The sequence below is a fragment of the Bradyrhizobium cenepequi genome (assembly GCF_020329485.1).
Lineage (GTDB): Bacteria > Pseudomonadota > Alphaproteobacteria > Rhizobiales > Xanthobacteraceae > Bradyrhizobium > Bradyrhizobium cenepequi.
The window spans coordinates 23,369-48,076 of sequence record NZ_JAGKJI010000029.1; the positions used below are offsets into that span (position 1 = coordinate 23,369).

General features: G+C 64.2%; 19 protein-coding genes and 1 tRNA gene. 9 read left to right on the plus strand and 11 right to left on the minus strand.

Translation table 11 applies throughout. The features are described 5' to 3' along the window. The first annotated feature begins 592 nt into the window (after positions 1-592). Positions 593-1,084 (plus strand): transcription elongation factor GreA, encoded by a 492-nt coding sequence (gene greA, locus J6497_RS26180; RefSeq protein WP_225707162.1) that lies wholly within the window; start codon positions 593-595, stop codon positions 1,082-1,084. 39 nt (positions 1,085-1,123) lie between these two features. Here greA and J6497_RS26185 read toward each other — a convergent pair whose 3' ends face one another. The 6 genes from J6497_RS26185 to J6497_RS26210 form a co-directional block, all read right to left on the minus strand. Then, positions 1,124-1,354, minus strand: a complete 231-nt coding sequence (locus J6497_RS26185; protein WP_225707163.1) for a hypothetical protein — start codon at positions 1,352-1,354, stop codon at positions 1,124-1,126. 242 nt (positions 1,355-1,596) lie between these two features. Further along, on the minus strand, positions 1,597-1,773 hold the full coding sequence (locus tag J6497_RS26190) for a hypothetical protein (RefSeq protein ID WP_225707164.1): 177 nt from the start codon (positions 1,771-1,773) through the stop codon (positions 1,597-1,599). A 52-nt stretch (positions 1,774-1,825) separates the two neighbouring features. Beyond that, complete coding sequence (locus tag J6497_RS26195) at positions 1,826-2,083, minus strand: hypothetical protein (RefSeq protein WP_225707165.1); 258 nt, start codon at positions 2,081-2,083, stop codon at positions 1,826-1,828. Between the two features lie 755 nt (positions 2,084-2,838). Beyond that, positions 2,839-2,914: transfer RNA gene (locus J6497_RS26200), tRNA-Lys, on the minus strand. Positions 2,915-3,170: 256 nt separating this feature from the next. After that, a complete protein-coding gene (locus J6497_RS26205) occupies positions 3,171-5,849 on the minus strand; it encodes a glycosyltransferase (RefSeq protein ID WP_225707166.1) in 2,679 nt (892 codons plus the stop codon). Between the two features lie 188 nt (positions 5,850-6,037). Then, positions 6,038-6,625: a beta-1-3, beta-1-6-glucan biosynthesis protein gene (locus tag J6497_RS26210; RefSeq protein WP_225707167.1), complete on the minus strand. Its 588-nt coding sequence runs from the start codon at positions 6,623-6,625 to the stop codon at positions 6,038-6,040. Between the two features lie 243 nt (positions 6,626-6,868). Between J6497_RS26210 and J6497_RS26215 the strand changes: the two genes are divergently transcribed. Continuing rightward, positions 6,869-8,494 carry a glycoside hydrolase family 17 protein gene (locus tag J6497_RS26215; protein WP_225707168.1) on the plus strand — a complete coding sequence of 542 codons (1,626 nt, stop codon included), beginning with the start codon at positions 6,869-6,871 and terminating at the stop codon, positions 8,492-8,494. On the opposite strand, the gene J6497_RS26220 is transcribed toward J6497_RS26215, so the two are convergent. After that, on the minus strand, positions 8,454-8,834 hold the full coding sequence (locus J6497_RS26220; RefSeq protein ID WP_225707169.1) for a hypothetical protein: 381 nt from the start codon (positions 8,832-8,834) through the stop codon (positions 8,454-8,456). The two genes, J6497_RS26215 and J6497_RS26220, sit on opposite strands and share 41 nt — an antisense overlap. A gap of 96 nt (positions 8,835-8,930) precedes the next feature. Next, positions 8,931-10,268, minus strand: coding sequence for a hypothetical protein (locus tag J6497_RS26225; RefSeq protein ID WP_225707170.1), 1,338 nt, complete (start codon positions 10,266-10,268; stop codon positions 8,931-8,933). Positions 10,269-10,527: 259 nt separating this feature from the next. Here J6497_RS26225 and glmU point away from each other — a divergent pair, with 259 nt between their 5' ends. The 4 genes from glmU (at position 10,528) to J6497_RS26245 (ending at position 15,801) form a co-directional block, all read left to right on the plus strand. Beyond that, the gene (gene glmU, locus J6497_RS26230) at positions 10,528-11,886 is read left to right on the plus strand and encodes a bifunctional UDP-N-acetylglucosamine diphosphorylase/glucosamine-1-phosphate N-acetyltransferase GlmU (RefSeq protein WP_225707171.1); all 1,359 of its coding nucleotides are present in this window, start codon (positions 10,528-10,530) and stop codon (positions 11,884-11,886) included. A gap of 266 nt (positions 11,887-12,152) precedes the next feature. Beyond that, on the plus strand, positions 12,153-13,979 hold the full coding sequence (gene glmS, locus J6497_RS26235; protein ID WP_225707172.1) for a glutamine--fructose-6-phosphate transaminase (isomerizing): 1,827 nt from the start codon (positions 12,153-12,155) through the stop codon (positions 13,977-13,979). 92 nt (positions 13,980-14,071) lie between these two features. After that, a complete protein-coding gene (locus tag J6497_RS26240) occupies positions 14,072-14,854 on the plus strand; it encodes a DUF502 domain-containing protein (RefSeq protein WP_225707173.1) in 783 nt (260 codons plus the stop codon). 92 nt (positions 14,855-14,946) lie between these two features. After that, positions 14,947-15,801, plus strand: coding sequence for an NAD(P)-dependent oxidoreductase (locus J6497_RS26245; RefSeq protein WP_225707174.1), 855 nt, complete (start codon positions 14,947-14,949; stop codon positions 15,799-15,801). A gap of 99 nt (positions 15,802-15,900) precedes the next feature. On the opposite strand, the gene recG is transcribed toward J6497_RS26245, so the two are convergent. Beyond that, positions 15,901-18,009 (minus strand): ATP-dependent DNA helicase RecG, encoded by a 2,109-nt coding sequence (gene recG, locus J6497_RS26250; protein WP_225707175.1) that lies wholly within the window; start codon positions 18,007-18,009, stop codon positions 15,901-15,903. A 159-nt stretch (positions 18,010-18,168) separates the two neighbouring features. Here recG and J6497_RS26255 point away from each other — a divergent pair, with 159 nt between their 5' ends. From J6497_RS26255 to J6497_RS26265, 3 genes are all read left to right on the plus strand, one after another. Then, a complete protein-coding gene (locus J6497_RS26255; protein ID WP_225707176.1) occupies positions 18,169-18,453 on the plus strand; it encodes an FAD assembly factor SdhE in 285 nt (94 codons plus the stop codon). Then, positions 18,450-21,968, plus strand: coding sequence for a transcription-repair coupling factor (gene mfd / locus J6497_RS26260; protein WP_225707177.1), 3,519 nt, complete (start codon positions 18,450-18,452; stop codon positions 21,966-21,968). The genes J6497_RS26255 and mfd overlap by 4 nt, the downstream gene beginning before the upstream one ends. Positions 21,969-22,148: 180 nt before the next feature. After that, entirely contained in the window at positions 22,149-22,586 is a 438-nt protein-coding gene (locus J6497_RS26265; RefSeq protein ID WP_225707178.1) for a hypothetical protein, read from the plus strand. Between the two features lie 10 nt (positions 22,587-22,596). Here the strand turns inward: J6497_RS26265 and J6497_RS26270 are convergent, their stop codons facing one another. Together J6497_RS26270 and J6497_RS26275 are read right to left on the minus strand one after the other, a co-directional pair. After that, positions 22,597-23,106, minus strand: a complete 510-nt coding sequence (locus J6497_RS26270) for a DUF4253 domain-containing protein (RefSeq protein ID WP_225707179.1) — start codon at positions 23,104-23,106, stop codon at positions 22,597-22,599. Positions 23,107-23,448: 342 nt separating this feature from the next. Continuing rightward, positions 23,449-24,675, minus strand: coding sequence for a GGDEF domain-containing protein (locus J6497_RS26275; RefSeq protein WP_225707180.1), 1,227 nt, complete (start codon positions 24,673-24,675; stop codon positions 23,449-23,451). Positions 24,676-24,708 lie beyond the last annotated feature (33 nt).

Sequence of the window (24,708 nt, forward strand, 5' to 3'; positions counted from 1 at the left end):
AGGCCCGGTCTTCCAGATTGACCGGGCCTCGTCTTTTTTGTTTGGCCGATTCGCGAATTTCGCTTCGGGGCGCGGCGACTTCGCTTAACCCGGCATCTTCCTGAGCTCGCTTCTTCAGCTCGCGATCGATCAGCTTGGATTCGGGATATCGCTCGCACCTCGAGCGGCCTTCGCGCTGGGCCGACCTAAAAGAACCGGCGCCAGACGTGGCATCGCCCGATCTTCTCGCGCTCGGTCCGAAGTACTTCAGCGCGTTCAATCTTTGCTTCGCAGGAAAAGTCGGGCCCCGGCTTGCTCGGGGGGCAATTGCCGGGGTCCTTGGAAGGTGGATGATGTCGTCCCAATCGATGGGGCGATAACCTGGGAGGCTGCGGGGCGTTCCGTCTCTTCCCAAAAATGATGCCGAATTATCCCGAATGGAATCGCGGTCATGGGCTTCCGCTCTCAAGAAGGCGGTCGAGGGAACGACACCGGTTCGCGCTCGTTGGAAATCTCCAGCCTTGGAGATGAAGATGCCAGGAGCGAATGGCCTCGAAGGCCCGCAGGACCAGGGTGGCGATCCGCGTCCCGGCTGGACGCGCAGGGAAGCAAAATGAGTCGTGCCTTTGTCAGGGAAGGTGAGGGCAATCTTGACGATCTGCCCGATCGGCCGATCTCGGACGCGCCGAATGATGTCACCAGGGAAGGCCTGGCGCAGATCGAGGCTGCACTCGCGGCGGCGCAGGAATCGCTGGCGGCCGCACAGGCGGAAGACGATCGCTCGGCGATCGCGAGCGCCTCACGAGAGCTGCGCTATTGGAGCGCGAGACACGCCACCGCTCATGTGGTGGCGGAGCCGGAGGACGACAGCCAGGTTCGCTTCGGACATGCGGTCACCATCCTCCGCGATGATGGTCGACGACAGACTTTCCGGATCGTCGGCGAGGACGAGGCGGATCCTGCTCACGGCACCGTCTCGCACGCCTCGCCCTTGGCGCGGGCGCTGTTCGGCAGGAGCGTGGGAGACGTTGTCCGTGTTGGCAGCGGCGAGGCGGAAATCCTCGACATCTCCCGCATCAAGGCGCCCCGCGGCGGCGCGAGGTGACGGATCCACTCTGGTCGAACGCGCTCATTCGCAGACTACCTACATGACATCGGCAAAAACGTCGTCGATGACCGCAAGAGACACCGGGATCACCGCCAGTTCGTCCTGCTCCGAAGGACCTGAAGTCCCCTTGATGTCCTGGACGACCCGAGTCTTGAAGTTGCGGAGCCACTGCATCGGCTCTTCGCCGCTCTGCAGTGCTTGTTCGGCCAGTATGTGGCGCATCAGGACAAGCATCGCGTGCTGGTAACCGATAAAATCAACATCCATCGCGCATCCTCGAAATGAGCTGGAGCAGTTCCTAATGGCCTATCTTACACTTTTTCTTGGGCCAATCCTTTGAGGAAAAACAAAACCCCTGCCGACCGGGAGGAAGGCAGGGGCTCTCTCGCGGGTGGATGGCACGAGGCCAGGTGAAACCCTGGGTGTCGCCCCAAGGACCCACGATTTGAAGGAAAGCGCGGAGATCCCGATCCGGCGTGGCGTTTTTGCAGGCAGCTATCCGACGGGCGTCACTTCTCGGGCTCTTCGCCGGACCCGGTCGAGCCCGCTTCATCCAACAGATTCAGGGCGGTGTCGATCTGATCGAGCAGCCGCTCGATCTCGGCGCGTTCGTTCGGGCCGGGATCCTGCTGCAGCCGCTCAAGCAGCTGCTGCTTTTGCGCGAGGAGCTTTGCCGCGGTGGTCATTCGGATCTCCTGGCGCGATCGGCGCGGCCTCCGACGCGGATGATTGACCGCACTATCGGCTTTTTGCGCCCGATCCAGAACCCGGTCTGCCGGTTCCGTTGTTGGAGCCTGTCGTCTGGCTCTTGTCAGGTTGACCGGGAACGTGCGCGCCCTGCTTCTCCTGGTCGCCCACATAGGAGTTGCGGGTCTTGACGCCCTTGTTGGCGTCCTCCTGCATCCGTTGCTTGCCGGGCGTCACCTGTTGCGCCGCCACCGGCAGCGCGGTGATGCTTCCCAGCGCGATGAGCATTGCGAGAACTGAGGTTCGCATCCGCGCTCCTCCCGTGTTGGCTCCCTGCAAGAACGCGCAAGGTGACAAACGTTTCCGGGGGCCGCGGGAATTAGGGCTATGCGTCCCATTCAAGATCACTCGAACGGGACCGCATCCAAACGGAATCGGGTTTGCGCTAACCCATCCGATAAGCGTCGAACGCGTGCGCGAGGAAGATTCCCACGCTCACCAGCGCGAGGATTGCTGCAGAAGCCTCGATCATTGATGCACCTCCTGCTGTGCCAAGGAGGCGAGATATCGGCTGCACGATTGTTCCCACAACAGGTCGAATATGAACTGCATGTTAGCCATCCCTGTTCTCGTTTGGAAACGTAGATAAGCCGTACTTTGTTTCAGGACGTTTTCGTCGGCGCTGGAAAATGGTTTCGTGCCCCGCCATGGCCGCGTCACCTGACGCAGTCCGCCACGTGAGCGACAAGATCAGGCCACAATCCGCGGGGAGTTCGGTTGCGGCGACGACTGCACGCATCGTGTTCGGATAACGGGGAGACATCCGCACATCTCGGCCGCCTTACTGGCAGAGAGAAACACCCTGCAGCGGGTTAGTTCTTGTCGCAAAATGAAAACTTGAGGGCGAGCAGAAAATCGGCCGGCAAGAGGCTTCTGAGGCGGCGCGCAAAACAAAGCAAAGCTGAGAGAGCGAAGACCGCGCATCAACGCGATCGGCACGAGGTTGTCACCTATGTCTTCGGTACGTCTGTTACCGATGTCGTCGGTCTGGACAATTTTGGTCGTGGTGAGCGCGGAGGGACTCGAACCCTCGACCCCATGATTAAAAGTCACGTGCTCTACCACCTGAGCTACGCGCTCACTTTCCGAAGCGTGACGACGTTCTCGGCCGTCATCCCGTTCCAGTTGTTGTCTGGCCATGGTCCGCCGGAAACCGACTTCCGCTTGTCCGGATCATGCTCCAGCCCGCGCTGTGTAGGGGGCGGGGCGCGGCGGGTCAATAGCGCAAAGAGTGGCAAGTGAGCAGTCGTTCGCGCCCGGATTTCTCTGGGGTAGCTGGCGGTTGGCGCCGTTCCTTCAAGTCCGGCCGCGAAATCAATCCACGGCTGGCAGCAGTTTAGTTGGCGTCGCGGCGGATTTCGGGGGCGGTTTGCTGGGAGGGGGCGGCGATCGTCGGCATAGCGACCGGGCGCAAGCCGATCAGTTCCGCGGTACGGATGGCGCTGTTGCGCCAGAACGAGAACGAGTTGAGGCGCGAATTCTCCAGGATCGCGATCGAGACCGCGGCGAGGAACGGCAGGCTCTGCAGCACCAGCACGCCGGCGAAGATGTAAATCTCATGGACCTGCTTGAAGCCGTTCGTGGCGACGAGGACGGCGGCGCCGACCAGCAGGAGGACGCCGATCACCGCTTCCCAGAACGCCTGGAATTCGATCGACATCCGCGACAGCCCACCCTTGGACGTGCGCGCGAAGGCCAGGTGTTCGGTGATCAGCCCCTGCGCCACGGCGCGCGACACCGTCCATTGCACGCTCATCGCTGCGATCATGGCGCCCAGCAACTGGCCGGCCTTCACCTTGACGCGCAGCCGGTACAGCGCGACGAAATGCACGAGCGAGACGATGAAGGACGCGATGATCGGCAGCGTCAGGATCCTGTCGGGGATGGCGATATCGGCAAAGGCGACGATCGGCACCCAGATCAAATTGAGGATCGCGACCAGCACGCCGAGGCTCTCGGCGCCCAGCCAGTTCAGCCAGCCCAGCGAAAATTCGCGGCGCTGGTCGGGCGAGAGCCGGCTCGCGCCGGGCAGGAAACGCCGCCAGTGCTTTTTCACGATCTGGAAGCCGCCATAGGCCCAGCGGTGGCGCTGCTTCTTGAAGGCTTCGTAGGTGTCGGGCAACAGGCCTTCGCCGTAACGCTGGTTGGTGTAATGCGTCAGCCAGCCGCGCTCGATGATGGCAAGCCCGAGATCGGTGTCCTCGCAGATGGTATCGCTGGACCAGCCGCCGGCCATGTCCATCGCGGCGCGGCGGATCAGGCACATCGTGCCGTGCACGATGATGGCGTTGTGCTCATTGCGTTGGACCATGCCGATGTCGAAGAAGCCGGCATATTCGCCATTCATGATGTAGTGCATCAGCGAGCGGTCGCCGTCGCGATGCTCCTGCGGCGCCTGCACCAGGCCGACGCGCGGGTCGGCGAAGACGGGCACGAGGTCTTTCAGCCAGTCAGGATGCACGACATAGTCTGCATCGATGATGCCGATGATCTCGGCGTCCGCCGCGGTGCGATCCATGGCGATGCGCAAGGCACCGGCCTTGAAACCCTGGACCTTCTCGGCATTGATGAACTTGAAACGCTCGCCTAGCGCGCGGCAGTGATCCTGGATCGGCTGCCAGAACGCCGGGTCGGGCGTGTTGTTGATGATGCAGACGCATTCGAAATTGGGATAGTCGAGCCGCGACACGGCATCGAGCGTCTGCTTCAGCATCTCCACCGGCTCGTAATAGGCGGGGATGTGGATCGAAACCTTGGGGAAGGCGACCTGCTCGCCGATCGTGGCGGGCGCGACCGGCGCGCTCTTCGTGATGAGCCGCTGCGGGCCGCGTCCGAAGGCGACATCGGCGATCTCCTCGATCCGCGCCATCGCGATCAGGACTAGCGGAACCAGCAGGATCAGGCCGAGCGTCAGCGCGAACGCCGAGCCGAAGACGAAATAATGCCCGGCCCAATAGGCGAAGACAGTCGCAACCCAGGCGCCCACGGCGTTGGCGGCAGCCGACAGCAGCAGCGCCTGCATCACCGTCGGGCGTTCCAGGCGCAGGATCGGCAGTGACATCAGGACGCCGAAGAGGAGGGCGATCAGCGCGAGCTTCCAGTAGTTCTCGTTCACGATCGGCCCGGTCCAGGCGAATTTCGGCTCGCGGGAGGCATTCAGGATGCCCCAATAGGGGCCGACACCACCTTCGAAGAATTTCCAGGGCTGATCGATCGCCTCGACGATGTTGTAGTCCATGCCGACAGCTTCGGCGCGCGTGACGAAATTGCGCAACACGGAGGCCTGCTCGAATGGGCCGGGCTCGGCATTCCGGAGATTGTAGCCCGCGCTCGGCCAGCCGAATTCGGCGATCACGATCCGCTTGCCCGGGAACTGGTCGCGAAGGAGCTGGAACATGGCGACCGCCTGATCGACCGCCTGCTGGGCGGTGAAGTTCTCCCAGTACGGCAGGACGTGGGCGGCGATGAAATCGACGGAATTGGCGAGCTGCGGATAGTCGCGCCAGATGTTCCAGATTTCGCCTGTGGTGACGGGCACATTGACCGATTTCTTGACACGCTTGATCAGCTCGATCAGGTCCTCGATCTTCTGCTCGCCGCGGTAGATCACCTCGTTTCCGACCACGACGCCGATAACGTTGCTATTGCGCCGGGCGAGGTTGATCGCAGCGTCGATCTCACGCTCATTGCGCTCGGAATTCTTGTCGATCCAGGCGCCGACCATGACCTTCAAGCCGAATTCGGCTGCGATCGGCGGAACCAGTTCGACGCCGCCCGTCGACGAGTACAGGCGAATCGCGCGCGTCATCGTCGACAGCTTCTTCAGGTCGGCGCGAATCTTCTCGGTCTGCGGGATATTGTCGACGTCGGGATGCGCGTTACCCTGGAACGGCGCATAGGAGACGCTCGGCAGCATGCCACGGAAGTCAGGAGCCTGCTGTTTTTCCTGGAGAAGGCCCCAGAGCGCGGCATGCGCAGCGGTAACAAGCAACAGAACGGCGGCGACAGCGCGCATCGCGGCTAAACCATGCGGGGCCTGCTAGGAAAGGAGAAAGCGAACCCGTCCCCTAGGTTCGACCGACATGACGGCAAATTGAAGATAATCCTGCCACGCGATTCCACAACTGATATGACCGCATGGCGTTTTGAGGGCGCCACGCGGCTCAAAGCAGGGAAATCGCGATCGTTCCAAGTTGAAGCTGGTTATTTTGGAGCCGGCGAGGGCGAAGCCGACGGCGATGGAGAAGGTGAGGCGGCCGGCGCCGGCGCGGCGTTGCCTGCGGTCGCGGGCGATGCTTGCGGGTTGGGCGCTGCCGCCGCGGCTGCAGCCGCCGGCGGCTGGGCGCCGGGGTTGATCCAGCAGGCATGGATGCGGCCGTCGAGGCTGCGCGGCACCTTGTCGTCGATCGTGGCGCCGAACCGGGTGAGGCAGCGGAAGGTCGCTTGCACATGACCGCCGGGGCAGCCGAAGCGGTCATAAAGGTCGAGGTGGCGGAAGGCGGTGTCGAGGTCGTCGAGCCACATCAGCCGGACCACGCGCCGGCCGAGCCAGACGCACTCCGGGTTTCCGGCTGGGCCGTTGATCGCTTGCGTGGCCTCGACGAATTCGTCGGTCTTGCGCTGGTTCTCCTTGGTGGCGTCGGACGGACTCGTCCCCTGCTTCGACTGCTCCTGCGGATTCGGGGTGCCGCTTTGGGAGAAAGCGGCACCGGTACCGATCAGAAGCGCGAGGCCGGCAGTGGCGAAATGGCGCAAGACCGCGATTTTGAACTGAAGCACCCGTCGACCCATACCTTCCCCGATCGATTTCCCGCCCAACAATCATCCCGACGGCCACAGCGTAATGCCGTCCAAATAGGTCTCCAGTGCGGCGGAGACGCTGGCAGAATCCCATGACCGGTATTTCGGATTTTGTCCAGCAAAGTCACAACTTTATCGCAACAGCGCAAAACTGTCGCAGGACAACCTTGGTATTGCCCGACTCGTGGTCTTGGCAGACGCTGCATGACCGGGTAATCGACGGTCCTCCGGAGGATGGAACTGATTTCTCTTCGTACGCCATTGGCGCTTCTCCTCATATCGCTAGGTGTGATTGCGGCCGTGTGGTGGTGGCTCGCCACGCCGATTACGCTGTCGCGCGCGCCGATCGATCCCAATGCAAAACTGCAATGCGTCTCCTATGCGCCGTTCCGCGACACGCAGACGCCGCTGATTCGCACCACGCATATTCCGGCTGAGCAGATCGAGCAGGATTTGGCTGATCTCGCCAAGGTCACCGACTGCGTGCGCACTTATTCGATTGAGAACGGGCTCGACCAGGTGCCGGGCATCGCCGCCAAGGTCGGGCTGAAGGTCATCCAGGGAATCTGGCTCGGCAGCGACCGGCTGAAGAACCAGACGCAGATAGCGGTCGCGGTCGGGCTCGCCAAGCAATATCCGGGCGTGATCACGGCGCTGGTCGTCGGCAACGAAGTGCTGCTGCGCGGGGAGATGACGAGCGTGGATCTCGCGGCTTACGTCCGCGCGGTGAAGGCGCAGGTCCAGGTGCCCGTGACCTATGCCGATGTCTGGGAATTCTGGCTGCGCAACCGTGAGGTCTATGACGCCGTCGATTTCGTCACCATCCATATCCTGCCTTACTGGGAAGACATGCCGGTGCGGGCGAAATTCGCCGCCGCCCACGTCGATGCCATCCGCAAGCGGATGGCGGTGGCGTTCCCGGGCAAGGAGATCCTGATCGGCGAGACCGGCTGGCCGAGCATGGGCAGGATGCGCGAGAGCGCGCTGCCATCGCGCACCAACCAGGCGCGGATCGTCTCCGAAATCCTCGATCTCGCTAAGCGCGAGGGCTTTCGCGTCAACCTGATCGAAGCCTACGACCAGCCCTGGAAGCGCCAGCTTGAGGGCACTGTCGGCGGCTATTGGGGGCTGTTCGACAGCGTCAATCGGGTGGTGAAGTATCCGCCCGGGATTGCCATCAGCAATTATCCGCTGTGGAAATGGTACATGGGCGCTGGCCTTGGGCTGGGCTTCATCACCTTCCTGGTGGCCTGGCTGACGGTCCGGCGGCGGCCATGGGCGCCGAGGATCATGTCTTGGATCGCGGTCGGCATTTCCGCGACCAGTGCCGGAGTCCTGCTCGGGGTCGCCATCGACAAGATGATCTATGAGAGCTACGGGACCGGCGGCTGGGTGCAATGGGGGACCCTGCTTGCAGCTGCCACTCTGGCGCCGATCCTGTCGGCGCATGCGCTGATGGCGGGGAAGTCGCTGCCGACCTTCCTGGATCTGCTCGGGCCGCGCCAATACCGGCAGGGCACGCTGCTCACCGCGCTGCTCGGCCTTTCGTTGATCGTGACGACCGTGATCGGGGCGGAGACCGCGCTCGGCTTCACCTTCGACCCGCGCTACAAGGACTTTCCGTTCGCCTCGCTCACGATGGCCGTGGTGCCGTTTGCGCTGCTGATGCTGCTCAACCGGCCGCAGGCGGGGGTAAGGCCGATCGCGGAGGCGGTATTCGCCGGGCTTCTGCTGGTCGGGGCCGGCTATACCTTCCTCAATGAGGGCACCGACAACTGGCAGTCGGTCTGGACCTGCGCGATGTATGTGTTGCTGGCGCTTACGCTGTGGCGGGCGCGGGTCGCGCAAAGCCCAAAATGAGCAGGCCGATCGCGATCCCCGACAGCGCGACGTTGTAGAGCACGATCCCGAGCCCCGCCGCGATCAGCCCGCCGGTCATCAAGACGATCGACGGCCGCATCACGTGCAGCGTGGCGATGACGAGCGCGACGATGCCGAACACCGAGTTCCTGAACAGGGTCGTCGCCAGCACCCGCATCTTGCAGGTCATGGTCTGCAGGCCGGCATCGCAAGCGAGCGCGACGGTCGAGAATTCGATCACGAGATAGCGCAGGTAAAGCGCGTAACCGACGGTGAGGAAACCGACGATCAGCAGGAACTGCACTTGATAGGGCGTGAGGCGAAACGGGGTCTTTGTCATCGCGCGAATATGGTCGGTAAAGGGGAGGAGGACAAGCCGCCTCAGGCGGCGTGAAAGCGGGTGAAAATATGGCCGCAATGTCTTGCGGTCACGCCATTATTGCTCCTTGCGACCGAACAGCGAGGTGATCGTCGAGACCGCCGACGGCGGCGGCTCCGGCTTCTTCGGCGGCTCCTCGACCACCACTGGCGCTGCGGCGCGTTTCGGCGCGACGTGCCGGCGTATGACGGGCTTGTTGGGCGCTGTGGCAGCTGGCGGCGGCTCGTCCTTGAGCGTCAGGCGCTGGCCGTCGAAAATAGCGGTTTCGCAGGTCCGGCCATTCTCGGCGAGCACTGCGCAAATCTTCGCCGCGGCGCCGGCGTCGCGCAAGGGACCGGCGACCAGGCGAAGCTGCATGCCGAGCCCATTGGTACCTTCCTTGATGACGATGATCGGGCGCAGGTTAAACAGCGGTGCGTTCGAGCGTGATTTCAACAGGCCCCGCCACAGCGCGCGTAGCCCCGGCACCGAATTGGCAGTGCCAAGATCGACGCCGAACTCGGTACGCTGCACCTCGGCCTTCGGGGCACTGGCGTCCTCTTTCGCCTTCTCCCCGTCACCGGCGGCAAGCGCGGCGGCGACCACCTCGGGCATGGGGCTGGCAGTTACGGCGGCTGCGGGCTTGGCCGGCTCGACCGGCCTGCTCGCGGCCGGATCGGGCGGCCCGATCATCGATTTCGCAGTGACGAGTGGCATCGCAGGAAGCGCCGCTATCGCGGCGTTGACCGGGGTCGGCTTGTCGGCTGGCACAGTGGCGGCCGGGGCCGTGTCGGCAGCCGCGACCGGCGGTTTCTCCGCTGGCGGCTTCTCGGCAGGTGCGGCCGTCAGCTTGTTCGAAGCCATCACCGGGGGCTTTTCGGCGGCGGGTTTCTCAGGCGCGGCTGGAGCGGATGCCGTCGCCGCGACTGGGGCCACGACCGGGGCGGGGCGTGGAGCAGGCTGCGCGGCCGGCACTTGCACCGGCGCTGGAGATGGCGAGGAAGCCGGCTGCGGCGCGGCCGCGGTGCTCTGCTTCGCGATCGCGCCGGTAGCGGAGTCCAGTCCTTGCTCCAGCATGGTGACGCGGGCGTAGAGGCGGTCGCGGTCGGAGTTGAGCGTCTCGATCGCGGACGCAAGCCGCCGCGCCTCGTTCTGGCTCTCCTTGGTCAGCACCTGGATCTCTTGCGCCTGTCGCGCCACCTCTGCAACGGCGACCTGGTCGCGCCGCCACCCGAGCGAGGATTGGTTGGCCAGGATCGCCAGTGTGACGGCGCCAACCGCGGCAAAACCCCAGGAGCCGAGACGCCACAGGGTACGGCGGTCGAATTCGTCTTCCTCGGCAAGGAAGCCGGTAAACAAACCGCCGGTGCTTTCCGCGCCGAGATCGCCAGCCAGATTGTCAGGATATTTGGCCAAAACCCCCTTGGCCCTCCTCAAGGCCCGCCGAATCACGCCTGAAAGATTAACAGGAAATGCGCGGGGAACCTGAATCCGTAACCAGCCCGGGAGGCGAATAGGTTTCCTCTCCTCGGGAAACCAATTAAGACGGCCCAGAGCATGATCCGGAAAAGCGGAGACCGGTTTTCCCTCGCGACAAACGCGAAGCGTTTGCGCGGAGATCACGCTCAAACAACAGAATCTAGCGCGATCGGCGCATGATGTTTGAGGGTTCTTTATGACTGCTCGATCCAGCCTGACGGTGGTGCTCGCGGCCGGCGAGGGCACGCGCATGCGATCCTCGCTGCCGAAGGTCCTGCATCCCGTCGCCGGCCAGTCGCTGCTTTCGCACGTGCTCCGCGCTGCGCCGAATGGGGCGGGCGCTTCGGTGGCGGTCGTGGTCGGACCCGACCACCAGGCGGTCGCGGATGAAGCGCGGCGAATCCGTTCCGATGCCGAGACCTACGTGCAGCGCGAACGGCTCGGCACCGCGCATGCGGTGCTGGCGGCGCGGGAGGCCATCGCCGACGGCGCCGACGATCTGCTGATCGCGTTCGGCGACACGCCGCTGATCTCAGCCGAAACCTTCGAGCGACTGCGCGCGCCGCTAAAGAATGGCGCTGTGCTCGCGGTCCTCGGCTTCCGCGCCGCCGATCCCACCGGCTACGGACGGCTGGTGGTCGAGAACGGCAAGCTCGCGGCGATCCGCGAGCAGGCCGATGCCAGCGACGAGGAGCGCAAGATCACGCTGTGCAATGCCGGCGTGATGGCGTTCGCCGGGCGCAAGGCGCTCGGCATCCTCGATGAGATCGGCAATGCCAACAGCAAAGGCGAATATTATCTGACCGATGCCATCACCATTGTGCGCAGACAAGGATTGGAGGCCGTCGTGATCGAGACCAGCGAAGACGAAGTGCGCGGCATCAACACCAAGGCGCAGCTTGCAGAGGCCGAAGCGGTGCTGCAGGCGCGGTTGCGCAAGGCTGCGATGGAGGCAGGCGTGACGCTGATCGCGCCGGAGACGGTCTATCTCGCCGCCGACACCAAGTTCGGCAGCGACGTCACCATCGAGCCGTTCGTGGTGATCGGCCCCGGCGTCACCATCGGCGACGGCGCGGTGATCCACTCGTTCTCGCATATCGTCGAGGCCACCATCGGCAAGAAGGTCTCGATCGGTCCCTATGCGCGCCTGCGGCCCGGCACCTCGCTTGGTGACGGCTCGCGGATCGGAAATTTCGTGGAGACCAAGGCCGCGATCCTGGAGGAGGGCGTCAAGGTCAACCATCTCTCTTATGTTGGCGACGCCCATGTCGGCGCCAATTCCAATCTCGGCGCCGGCACCATCACCTGCAATTATGACGGCTTCCTCAAGCACAAGACCGTGATCGGCAAGGGCGCCTTCATCGGCACCAATTCCTCGCTGGTCGCACCCGTGAAGATCGGCGCCGGCGCCTATATCGGCTCGGGCTCCGTCATCACCAAGGACGTGCCGGACGATGCAATGGCCGTCGAACGCAGCCCGCAAACCGTCCGCGAAGGCGGCGCCGCGCGCTATCGCGAGATGAAGATGAAGGCGAAGGCCGCGAAGGGAAGCTGACGCCGTTGTCAAACAGCTCTCCGCTGTCATCGTCTAGCACACCCGCTGTCATTCCGGGCTCGATGCTATCGCATCGCCCCGGAATGACGCGGTGGTTTGTGGCGAGAACGGAAGAAGGGTGGTAGGTTCTTGCTCACCCGTTAATCTTCTCTTTAACACTGTCTCAATCCGCAATAATTATTGAGTTTGTTGCTGCCCGCGTTTCCCGTTAAGGGAGCGTGTCGTCGGTTTGGCAAATTTTCGGCGATTTGGGGATTTTCATCCGCATGTGCGGCATTATCGGCATTCTCGGACAGGCACCGGTTGCGGAGCAACTGGTGGACTCGCTGAAGCGGCTCGAATATCGCGGCTATGACTCCGCAGGCGTCGCCACGCTGGAGGGCGACGATCTGGTGCGGCGGCGTGCGGAAGGAAAGCTGAAGAACCTGGAAGCGCGGCTGCGCGCCGAGCCGCTTCAAGGCCACACCGGCATCGGGCATACGCGCTGGGCGACGCATGGCCGGCCGACCGAGGGCAACGCGCATCCGCATGCGACAGAGAACGTCGCTGTCGTCCACAACGGCATCATAGAGAATTTTCGCGAATTGCGAGAGGCGCTCGAGAAACAGGGCGCGAAATTCTCAAGCGAAACCGACACCGAGGTCGTCGCCCATCTCGTCAATTCCTGCCTCTTGAAGGGCCATTCGCCGCAGGAAGCGGTGAAGGCGTCGCTGCCGCAGCTCCGCGGCGCGTTCGCGCTGGCGTTCCTGTTCAAGGGCCACAATGACCTCCTGATCGGTGCCCGCAAGGGCTCGCCGCTGGCGGTTGGGCATGGCGACGGCGAGATGTATCTGGGATCGGATGCGATCGCGCTGGCGCCGTTCACGGATACGATCAGTTATCTCGAGGACGGCGACTGGGTGGTGCTGTCGCGCGAGGTCGGCGTGATCTATGACGAGCATGGCGCGGTCGCCAACCGCGACGTGCTGAAATCCGGCGCATCAGCATTCCTCGTCGACAAGGCGAACTACCGCCACTTCATGGCCAAGGAGATCCACGAGCAGCCGGAAGTGGTCGGCCACACGCTCGCCCGCTATGTCGACATGGCGACCGAGCGGGTCATCTTGCCGGTCAAGCTGCCGTTCGACTTCAACGATATCCAGCGCGTCTCCATCACCGCCTGCGGCACAGCGAACTATGCGGGCTATGTCGGAAAATACTGGCTGGAGCGGTTCTCCCGCCTGCCGGTCGAGATCGATATCGCTTCCGAATTCCGCTACCGCGAGGCGCCTTTGCGCAAGGGAGACCTTGCGATCTTCATCTCGCAATCCGGCGAGACTGCCGACACGCTGGCCGCGTTGCGTTACGCGAAAGAGCAGGGCGCGCACACGGTTTCGGTGGTGAACGTGCCGACCTCGACGATCGCGCGCGAGAGCGAGACCGTGCTGCAGACACTGGCGGGTCCCGAGATCGGCGTCGCCTCGACCAAGGCCTTCACCTGCCAGCTCATGGTGCTGGCGTCGCTCGCGGTCGCCGCCGGCAAGGCGCGCGGCGAACTGTCCGATGCGGATGAAGCCAAGCTCGTGCACGGGCTGATCGAGATTCCCCGCCTGATCGCGGCGGCGCTGACCACGGAGCCGCAGATCGAGAAGCTCGCGCGCGAAATCTCCAAGTCGCGCGACGTGCTCTATCTCGGCCGCGGCACCAGCTATCCGCTCGCGCTCGAGGGCGCGCTGAAGCTGAAGGAAATCTCCTACATCCATGCCGAAGGCTATGCCGCCGGCGAGCTCAAGCACGGCCCGATCGCGCTGATCGACGAGAACGTGCCGGTTGTGGTGATCGCACCTTTCGACAAGGTGTTCGAGAAGACCGTCTCCAACATGCAGGAAGTGGCCGCCCGTGGCGGCAACATCATCCTGATGACCGACACCAAGGGCGCGGCGGAGGCGACCGTCGATTCCCTGGTCACGATCGTGCTGCCGGACATGGCGGCGGCCTTTACGCCGATAGTCTATGCCATTCCGGTGCAGCTTCTCGCCTATCATACCGCCGTCGTCATGGGCACGGACGTCGACCAGCCCCGCAACCTCGCCAAGTCGGTTACGGTCGAATAGCCGCAACCGCTTGGATTACGTTGGCTCTTCAAAAACCTGCTAGGATGGCTTAGCTGGCAGATTCTGGCTGCGCCTTGCGACCTGGAACCATAATGAAACCCGACAATTCGCCTCCAATCCTGCCCTCGGAACACCCCTCGCCAGACGGCCCGCGCGGCCTGATGGCCCGCTTCCGAAACTACTTCCTGACCGGGCTGATCGTCACGGGGCCGGTGGCGATCACCCTTTATCTGACCTGGTGGTTCGTTACCTGGGTCGACGGCCTGGTGCGGCCGTTCGTGCCTTCCGACTATCGTCCCGAAACCTACCTGCCGTTCGGTGTGCCCGGTTCCGGGCTGGTTGTCGCGGTGATCGCGCTGACGCTGCTCGGCTTCCTCACCGCCAACCTGATCGGGCGGACGCTGGTTGATCTCGGCGAGCGACTGTTGGGCCGGATTCCAGCCGTGCGCGCGATCTATCGCGGCCTGAAGCAGGTGTTCGAGACGCTGTTCTCGGGCAACGGATCGAGCTTCCGCCGCGTCGGCCTGGTCGAATTTCCCTCGCCGGGCATGTGGTCGATCGTCCTGATCTCGCAGTCGCCGAGCGCCAACATCGCGGCGAGCCTTCCCGGGCAGGAGGAGCACATCTCGGTATTCCTGCCGTGCTCGCCGAACCCGACCACCGGCTTCTTCTTCTACGTGCCGAAGAGCAAGATCATCGAGGTCGAGATGAGCACCGAGGACGCCGCGACATTGATCATGTCCGCCGGCGTCGTGCAGCCGGGCGCCGGCGATGCAAAGAGCATGGCCGCGCTCGCCGGCGTGGCCAACGCCGCCCGCATCGCCAATTCCGCCTCCTCGCTGCAGCCAAAGTCCGCGCCTGCAAAAGTGGAATAGGGGCTCTCCCGATTTTGAAGGTGAGGCGAACTCGTGTTCGCCGCCGGATCGTTCTACAAGTGCGATCTCGCAAGAACCCTTCAGGATCCATCATGTCCAATACGATCGCGATCCTCGCGCCGGGCGCCATGGGCAGCGCGGTGGCGCAACGCCTGGCTGAACATGGCGCACGCGTCCTGACTTCGCTCGCCGGCCGGAGTGAAGCCAGCGCCAAACGGGCGGCTGCCGCCGGCATGGTGGCAGCCGACGACGCCGATATCGCCAGTGCCGACATCATCCTTTCGATCGTGCCGCCCGCAGAGGCGATCGTGCTGGCAGAAAAGCTGGCCGCCGGCATCGTCAAATGCCGGACGACACCTGTCGTCGTCGATTGCAACGCCGTCAATGTCGAGACGGTGCAGAAAGTCGGCGATATCATCGCTGCGTCCGGCGCGCGCTTCGTCGACGGCGCCATCATCGGCTTGCCGCCTAAACCAGGCTCAACCGGGCCGGCGTTTTATGTCTCGGGCGAGCATGCGCAGGATGTCGCTGTGCTGAAGCAGCTCGGCCTCGACCTGCGCATCATCGAAGGGCCGGTCGGCGCAGCTTCCGCGCTGAAGATGTCGTATGCTGGGATCAACAAGGGACTGACAGCCGTCGGCGCCGCCATGGTGCTGGCGGCCACGCGCGCGGGCGCCGCTACCGCGTTGCGCGACGAACTGGCGCAGAGCCAACCGCACATCCTGGCGCGGCTCGGGGTCGCGCTGCCAGACATGGTGCCGAAGGCGTATCGCTGGGTCGCCGAGATGCGCGAGATCGCGGCTTTCCTTGGTCCGGACCATCCCGCCAGTCTCGTCTATGAGGGATTCGCCAGGCTGTTCGAGCATATCGCCGCGGATGCCGACGGCGCGGGCGAGAACGTTGCGAAGCTGAAAGCGTTCGCCGAGAGCTGCACGGAGAAGGCGTAAGGCGCACCGCCGTCATTGCGAGGAGCGAAGCGACGAAGCAATCCATCTCTCGGCATTTGCGGTGGCAATGGATTGCTTCGCTGCGCTCGCAATGACGCATCACCCCGCGCCGATCAGCGGGATCGCTTCGTCGCGTTCGAACAGATAGAGCAGGCAGCGCAATGCCTCGCCACGCTCGCCTTTCAGCTTCGGATTATCCTTCATGATGCGCAGCGCCTCTTCGCGGGCCTGTGCGATGAGCTGGCCGTGCACCTCGGGCCGCGCGATGCGGTAGCCGGGAAGGCCGCTCTGGCGGATGCCGAGCACGTCGCCTTCGCCGCGCAGCTTCAGGTCTTCCTCGGCGATGCGGAATCCGTCGGTGGTTTCGCGGATCACTTTCAGCCGCGCCTTTGCGATTTCGCCGAGCGGCTCCTGGTAGAGCAGGAGGCAGGTTGAAGCTTCGGAGCCGCGTCCGATCCGGCCGCGCAGTTGATGCAATTGCGCAAGCCCAAAACGTTCGGCGTTCTCGATTACCATGATGGTCGCAGCCGGCACGTCGACGCCGACTTCGACCACGGTGGTGGCGACCAGGAGCGCGATCTCGTGCGCGGCGAACTGCGCCATCACCGCGTCCTTCTCCGCGCCCTTCATCTGGCCGTGGACGAGGCCGACGCTGTCGCCGAAGCGCTTCTGCAGGCTCTCGAACCGCTTGGTCGCGTTGGTCAGGTGTTCGGTGCCCTCGGCTTCGGATTCCTCCACCAGCGGGCAGATCCAATAGACCAGCTTGCCCGCGTTCAGCGCGCGGCCGACGGCGTCGATGACCTCGCTGATGCGGCTTGCCGGCACCGCGCGGGTATCGATCGGCTGGCGGCCGGCCGGCTTCTCGCGCAGCTCGGAGATGTCCATGTCGCCGAAATAGGTCAGCACCAGCGTGCGCGGGATCGGCGTGGCGCTCAGCACCAGGACGTCGACGGCTTCTCCTTTCGACGTCAGCGCCAGCCGTTCGCGAACGCCGAAGCGATGCTGCTCGTCGACGATCGCGAGCGCGAGCGACTTGAAGATCACGTCGTCCTGGATCAGCGCATGGGTGCCGACCAAAAGGTCGATCTCGCCGGCCTCAAGCCGGGCGAGCAATTCGCGGCGCTCCTTGCCCTTCTCGCGGCCGGTGAGGATGGCGACACGAAGACCGGCGCGCTCGGCGAGCGGGGCGATGGTCTTGATGTGCTGGCGCGCCAGGATTTCGGTTGGGGCCATCAGCGCGGCCTGCTTGCCGACCTCGGCGACGGCGGCGGCCGCGAGCAGGGCCACCACCGTCTTGCCGGAGCCGACGTCGCCTTGCAGCAGGCGCAGCATGCGTAACGGCTGGCGTAGATCTTCCGCGATCGCCGCCATCGCGGCGCGCTGCGATGCGGTGAGCGCGTAGGGCAGCGCGTCGATGATCCTGTTGCGGAGATGGCCGTCGCCGGCATTGCGGTCGCCGGCAGGCCGGCGGAGCTGGGCGCGGATCAGCGCCAGCGCCAATTGACCGGCGAGCAGTTCGTCGAAGGCAAGGCGGGACCAGAACGGGCCGTCAGGCAGGATGTCGGTGAGCTCGACCGGCACGTGGACACGCTGCAGCGCTTCCGCGATCGGCGGAAAGCTGCAGCGGCGCAGCACCTCTGGGCTGATCCACTCCGGCAATGAGGGAAGTTTCTGCAGGGCCTGCGCGATGGCCCGTCGGAGCGAGCCGACCGCAAGTCCCTCGGTCAGCGGATAGACTGGATCGATGCCGGAGAGCTTTGCAAAGCCTTCTTCGTCGACGACGCGGTCGGGATGAACGATCTGGGGGATGCCGTCGTACATCTGCAATGTGCCGGACACGTAGCGCTTGGCACCGACGGGAAGCAGCTTTTCGACATAGCCCGGCTGGGCGCGGAAGAAGGTAAGCACCACGTCGCCGGTGTCGTCGCTGGTATAGACGAGATAGGGCGCGCGCGCATTGCGCGGCGGGGGCGGGCGATGGCGGTCGACTGTGACCTCAAGCGTCGCCACCATGCCCGGAACCGCGTCGCGGATCTTCGGCCGCGCGCGGCGGTCGATCACGCTTGCGGGCAGATGCAGTAGGAGATCGACCAGCCGCGGCGTCTCGCTGCGGTTGAGCAAATAGCGCAACAGTTTGTCCTGCTTCGGCCCGACGCCCGACAGGCTCGTGACCGGTGCAAACAGGGGATTGAGCAGAGCAGGGCGCATGGCAGCATCCGTCATCAGGCAGCCGTGTGCCGTCAAGCCCGGCGATGATGCAACAGTTGATAAATCCGGGAACAAGAAGGGCTGACATCGGTCATCTCAGTCGCTATATCACCCCCGCCCGGCACGTCCGGGCTTTTGGCGTTTGGATGGATTTGCGACATGACGGGAACGACACGGTCGAGCGGCGGGCTCGACAACCGCCGCAAGCGGCTATTGTTTCGCTGCTGGCATCGTGGCACCCGCGAGATGGACCTGATCCTCGGCCGCTTCGCGGACGCCGAAATCGGCAATCTCTCGGACGCCGAACTGTCCGAACTGGAGCACCTGCTCGAGGTGCCCGATCCCGACCTCTATGCCGCGCTGACCGGCGACAAGACGCCTGAAGGAGCGGGCGCGCTGTTTGCCCGTATCAAGGCGTTTCGCGCGGTGGAACACGACGCATGAAGCAACAAGTCAAATCACCAGCCGCATTGCTGGCCCCCGGCCGCGCGGTGACCTTTGCCAATGTCGCCGAGGGTGCCGAGGGATTGGTTATCGCCGATCTCGCGCGCGCGATCGCAGCAAAGCCGAAGCGGCCGGCGGTCAGCCTTGCCGTGGTGTGCCGCGACGGGCCGCGGATGCAGCAGCTCGCCCGCGCGCTGGAGTTCTTCGCGCCCGATCTTGGGGTGATGCAGTTCCCGGCCTGGGACTGCCAGCCCTACGACCGCGTCTCACCGCATGGCGGCATCCTGGCGCAGCGCCTGACCACGCTGGCGCGGTTGTCGCGGCTCACGGGCAGCGACAAGCCGTTGATCGTGCTGACTACGGTGAATGCCGTCACACAGCGCGTGCCGGCGCGCGAAATCGTGGCAGCACAGGCGCTGTCGGTTGCGCCGGGCCATGTGGTGGCGATGGATTCGATCGTCGCCTGGCTCGAGCACAATGGCTATACGCGCTCCTCCACCGTGCGCGAGCCCGGCGAATATGCGGTGCGCGGCGGCATCCTCGATTTATTTCCCGCCGGGCTCGACCAGCCGGTGCGATTCGATTTCTTCGGCGATTCGCTGGAGTCGATCCGCACCTTCGATGCCGAGACCCAGCGCACGCTCCTGGACATGCGCGGGCTCGATCTCGTTCCGGTGTCCGAATTCCAGCTCACCACGGAAACCATCCGCCGCTTCCGCATGGGATATGTCGCCGCGTTCGGTGCACCGGAGCGCGACGATGCGCTCTATGAAGCCGTCACCGAAGGGCGCCGCCATCCCGGCATGGAGCACTGGCTGCCGCTGTTCCAGGAGCGGATGGATACGCTGTTTGACTATCTCGACGACGCGCCTGTTGCGATCGAGCCGCAAAGCGAGGACGCCGCGCGCGAGCGCTTCAAGCAGATTGTCGATTACTATGATGCACGTCGTGAGGCGATGGAGCATCCCGGTGGCGGCGCGATCTACAAGCCCTTGCCGCCGGACCGGCTGTATCTCACCGAAGCGGAATGGACGCAGCGCCTGAGCGACGGCGCGCTGGCGCGGCTAACGCCGTTTGCTGTCCCTGAGGGCAGCGCAGAAGTGTTCGACGCGCGCGCGCGGCAGGGCCGCAACTTCGCGCCGGAACGCGCCGATACGTCCGTCAACGTGTTTCAAGCCGTCGTCGCTCATGTGCAGGCGTTGCAGGCGCAGCGCAAGAAGGTCGTGATCGCGCTGTGGAGCGAGGGCTCGCGCGACCGCATGGGCTCGATGCTGCAGGACCACAAGCTCCTCAACCTCACTAACGTCAACACCTGGCGCATGGTGCAGGCGACGCCGCGCAACGAGGCGATGCTCGCCGTGCTCGGCATGGAAAGCGGCTTCGAGACCGACGACGTCGCCGTCATCAGCGAGCAGGACATCCTGGGCGACCGCCTGGTGCGGCCACGCAAGGCGCACCGCAAGCTCGACAACTTCATTTCTGAGGTCACGAGCCTGTCGGCCGGCGATCTCGTCGTCCATGTCGAGCACGGCATCGGCCGCTTCGTCGGCCTGCAGACGCTGGAAGTTTCCGGCGCGCCGCATGATTGTCTCGAGCTGCATTATGCGGCGGAGACAAAACTGTTCCTGCCGGTCGAGAACATCGAGCTGCTGTCGCGCTACGGCTCCGACAGCGCCAATGTCGAGCTGGATCGCCTCGGCGGCACCGGCTGGCAGGCGCGCAAGGCGAAACTCAAGAACCGCATCCGCGAGATCGCGGGTGAGCTGATCAAGATCGCGGCCGAACGGATGCTGCACGAAGCGCCGAAGATGCCGGTGCAGCCGCATGTCTATGACGAGTTCTGCGCGCGCTTCCCCTATGAGGAGACCGAGGACCAGCTCGGCGCGATCACCTCGACGCTGAAGGACCTGGAGAGCGGCCGTCCGATGGACCGGCTGATCTGCGGCGACGTCGGCTTCGGCAAGACGGAAGTGGCGCTGCGTGCGGCGTTCGCGGTCGCACTCGACGGCAAGCAGGTCGCGGTCGTCGTGCCGACCACGCTGCTCGCACGCCAGCACAGCAAGACCTTTGCCGAGCGCTTCCGCGGCTTCCCGGTCAATGTCGCGCAGGCCTCGCGGCTGATCCCGGCGAAGGAGCTGACGCAGGTCAAGAAGGGCCTTACCGACGGCAGCGTCGATGTCGTCGTCGGCACCCACGCGTTGCTCGGCAAGTCGATCAAGTTCAAGGACCTGGGCCTTCTCATCGTCGACGAGGAGCAGCATTTCGGCGTCGGCCACAAGGAGCGGCTGAAACAGTTGCGGGCGCAGGTGCACGTGCTGACGCTTTCCGCGACACCGATCCCGCGGACGCTGCAACTGGCACTGACCGGCGTGCGCGATCTCTCGATCATTGCTTCGCCCCCGGTCGACCGGCTCGCGGTGCGCACCTTCGTCGCACCGCATGACCCGCTGATGATCCGCGAGGCGCTGCTCCGCGAGCGTTACCGTGGCGGGCAGGCGTTCTACGTGGTGCCGCGGATTGAGGATCTCGCTGGTGTCAAGGATTTCCTCGACAAGAACGTGCCGGAGATGAAGGTCGCGGTGGCGCACGGCCAGATGCCGCCAACCGTGATCGAGGACATCATCTCCGCGTTCTACGACGGCAAATACGATATCCTGCTGTCCACCACGATTGTGGAGTCCGGGCTGGATATTCCGAATGCCAACACGCTGATTGTGCACCGTGCCGACATGTTCGGGCTTGCCCAGCTTTATCAGCTTCGCGGCCGGGTCGGTCGCGCGAAGCTGCGTGCCTACGCGCTGTTCACGCTGCCGGCGCAGCAGAAGATCACGCCACAGGCGGAACGGCGGCTGAAGGTGCTGCAATCGCTGGAAACGCTGGGTGCGGGCTTCCAGCTCGCGTCCCACGACCTCGACATCCGCGGCGCCGGCAATCTTCTGGGCGAGGAGCAATCCGGTCACATCAAGGAAGTCGGCTTCGAACTCTATCAGTCGATGCTGGAAGAGGCGATCGTCAACCTGAAGGCCGGCATTGCCGAGCCCGCCGCCGACCGCTGGTCGCCGCAGATCACGATCGGCATGCCGGTGCTCATTCCCGAGGATTACGTCAACGATCTCGCGGTGCGACTGTCGCTGTATCGTCGGCTGGCCGATCTCGACACCGAGGATGAAATCGACAATTTCGCGGCCGAGATGCGCGACCGCTTCGGCGTGCTGCCGGATGAGGTGCGCTATCTCTTCAAGGTCGCGACGATCAAGGCCTATTGCCGCCGCGCCAATGTCGAGAAGGTCGATGCCGGTCCGAAGGGTGCCGTGATCTCCTTCCGCGACAATGCCTTTGCCCAGCCCGACCGCCTGGTCGCCTTCATCCGCCAGCATGGCCAGGCCGCCAAGGTGCGGCCCGACATGAAGGTCGTGTTCTTCCAGGAATGGAAGACTCCGGAAGAACGCCTTGCCGGGACAACGGAAATCCTGCGGCAACTTGCCAATCTCGCCGAGAACAAGAAGGCAGCGTAAGCTTGCCTTCCTGAGCACGGGATGCCGGCAGCACAGGCGCTGCCGATCCCGATGTTTTGAGACAATGGCGCCCTGTTAATATTACTGCTTAACTACCAGTTAAGTATGTGTTTGCCGGCACGAAAGCGCATGGCTTAGCGTGCGCCGGGTGCGGCTTAGTAACCGGCGAGTTGGTGCGTAATGAGCTATCGAATCTGTGGCGCGTTGATCGCGTCCGTTGGCGCCGCAGCGCTCCTGTTCGCTGCAAACGATGTATCCGCGAGGTCTGGAGCAGCGCCGCGCGCAGGGATTGCTTCGGCGCCATCGGTTGCGCGTCCATCCGTCGGCCCTTCGTTTCGGCCGCATCGGAGAGGCTTTGTCGGCGGTTTCTGGCCGGGTGCCGCGGGCTATCCCTACGCGCCATCGGCCCGCGAAGCCATCGCCGAGATTCCGCAATCTGTCTCGGGCGATTTCCGTTACACCTACACCTATGACGTTCCCTGGGACTGGGCTCATCGCTACCCGCCAATGGTCGTGCCCTCCGACCGGCCCTATGTGTCGAGCTGTCCCTCCGAGAGCGTGACGGTCCCTGGGCGTGGCGGCAAAGAACACAGCGTCAACATCACGCGTTGCTACTAGGTCTGATCTATCAGTCCCACCAAAACACCCAGGATCTATCCGCACGCAGCCGCGCGGCCGCTCGCTCGAGGTATTCGGGGTCAAATTCAAAGCTGTCGGGCGAAAAGACATAATGCTCTTTGAGCAGGGAGACGGCTGACGCATGGTCCTGCGGCGGACGCGGCACATTGAACTCCAGCAGGTCGGGACCCATGGCCACCAGTTCGCTCCCGTAGGCTTGTCGCCAGTGGCGCGCCACGGCGACAATCATCTCCGGGCTCGGCGTGCTGTTCCATCCGCCCCACTGGAAATAGGCAGGAAGTTCGTCAGGTGATGCGGCCGGAACGCAAACGATAAAGCCGTTCTGACCTCCTAACTCCTTCGCCGCGGCGAAGGCTTCATCCACTGTCGACCCGCTGACCAGATCGTAAGGGTATCCGAGGTCTGAAAGCGCCTTCTGCCAACGCGTGATCTCTTGATCCGCCGCAGCGCCTCGAACCGAGGCATTCCGCAATCCGTTGATCCAGTCGAGAATTCCCACGGCGCCGTCTCGTCCTTTCCAAATCCATGTTGACTACACCAGTGGTGCTGCGCCACGTCAACAACCACCAGGCAGCGTCGGCAGAAGGCCTGACGAGCCCGGTGCAGCCGGGCCATCAAGATACCGTGCGGTCAGCCTCGTCGTATGGACGCACAAGTCTCGCCGCAATATCGTCATGAATGGCAGCGTAGCGATCGCTTCGGATGCATTCGCTACAGAAGAAAAATCGAATCCAACATTGCAAGAGTCGCCGTTCTTGCTGTCCAAACTTGCAATCTCTACCATCTGCCGAAAAGGAGGTCTTGAGATCGGCCGCCCGCCGGGCGCTGTTCCGGTGCACCGTCACGATGCCGCGCGATGCGCCTCGTCATGTAGCCGAGCGAGCAGCGATCTTGCGGTGTCGTTCGGCAGCAGCGTGGCGATGCTCACGCTCGGCTCGGTGCGAATATCGCGGTTGCCGTGGCTGGTGTGGCACATGACGCTGGAGAGGCGACGCGCGATGGCATGGGCGTTGCGCAGGTCGGCCCCGGCGAACACGACGATAACCGACCCGTCTTCCTGGGCCGCACCAAAATCCATCTGACGCATCAAGCGGCTGATGATGCGCGCGCCGTCGAACTGGGCGCGGGGATGGGCGGGATCGAAGGCAAAGCGTGCCACGCTCAAGGCGCCGCCATGTTCGATGGTCTGATGGACGGCGGTAGCGAAATCGCGCTCAAAGGCAGTGCAGGTGAGGAGGCCGGTGCGCGCATCGATCAGGCCTTCGGCGTCGATTGCGCGCAGTGTCCGGCTCAGATGCACTTGGAACGCGTGCTGGCGCACCAAGGGCAGTGCGATCGCCGCGACGTCGGCCGGTTCGCCGGCAACCAGTTCGAGATGCGGCAGCTCGTAGTGCGGGGCGAGCCCGCCGGGCGTCACCACGACCGGCAGATTGCGGAAGCGGCCGTCTTCGGCCAGTACCGTCAGGAAAGCATCGATCACCCGCAGCGTAAAACCTTCGCCGAGCACGATGCCGTCGACGTCGCGGGAGTTGAGATGCTTGGCGGCCGCCTCGATGCTGAGCGCTCCGACCACGCCACAGCGCTCGCCGAGCACGACCGAGAGCGCCGGGTAGGCGCCTCCGCGGCCGATCAGGAGCACCGTCGCGTCGCGGCTGGTGTCGATATCCGAAAGCAGGATCGGCGAGGGCGGCACCAGCCGGCGCATCACGGTCGAATGCAGCGAGCGGATGCGCAGCACCGCGTTGAGACGCGCGAGCAGGCGGTTCGGATAGCTCTCGGCGTGAAAGAAAGGAATGGCATGGTCGGGCAGCGCTGCCTCGGGATCGATGGCGATCAGCGGCAGGTAGGGTTGGCGCGACGCGACCGCCACTGCCAATTCGGCAAGGCCCGCCGCGTCTGCCGCCGAGGCCGCCGCGATCACGGCGGCAGGCTGTACCTGGGCGACTGCGCGCGCGGCGTCGCGCCAGGTGGTCTCGACCACCGGAAACAGCCTGGCCTCATCGAGCGCGCGTGCAAAGGCTGGCCGACCCGTGGTCGACGCAATCAGGATTGGGCCTTGCTGAGGCATTCGGTAACTCGGATCGGGCGCAAGCTCTGGTCG